We start from the raw sequence: 399 nt of genomic DNA, 5'->3' as shown, positions 1-399 counted from the left end.
CTAATGCCGATCAGTTAAACATTAATCGGCAGATCAATTGAATGATCCCTCCAGTGTGTAAAAATCCGATAGACCCTGTTTATCGGATTTTTTTATGCACGTTTCTCAAGCCCTCGATATCATAAATAACTACAAACCGAATCAAGTCGAAACTCTCGCAGACCTCCTACCAATTGAGCTAATCCAAGATGCCTATGAGCTGACAGATACAGTCACTCTTAGAAAGCGAAAACTGACTTTGGAATCGATGGCATGGCTGTTGGTCGGAATGGCTATTTATAACGACAAATCTATGGCTGATATCGTCAATATGCTCGATATTGTCGACCGTTCAGGTAAGCCGTTTGTTGCCCCGAGTGCATTAACACAGCGTAGAAAAGATCTCGGCGAAGCAGCGGC

1 protein-coding gene is annotated in these 399 nt (G+C 43.4%); it reads left to right on the top strand.

The annotated features are described in order from the left end of the window. Positions 1 to 94 precede the first annotated feature (94 nt). On the top strand, positions 95 to 399 hold a 305-nt coding region (locus RJ47_RS14640), incomplete at its 3' end, for a transposase domain-containing protein (protein WP_039484707.1).

The sequence above is a fragment of the Vibrio sinaloensis genome (assembly GCF_000808535.1).
Taxonomy (GTDB): Bacteria; Pseudomonadota; Gammaproteobacteria; order Enterobacterales; family Vibrionaceae; genus Vibrio; species Vibrio sinaloensis_D.
The sequence above is the reverse complement of the archived record's forward strand: the minus strand, read 5'-3'. Positions and strand labels throughout refer to the sequence as shown.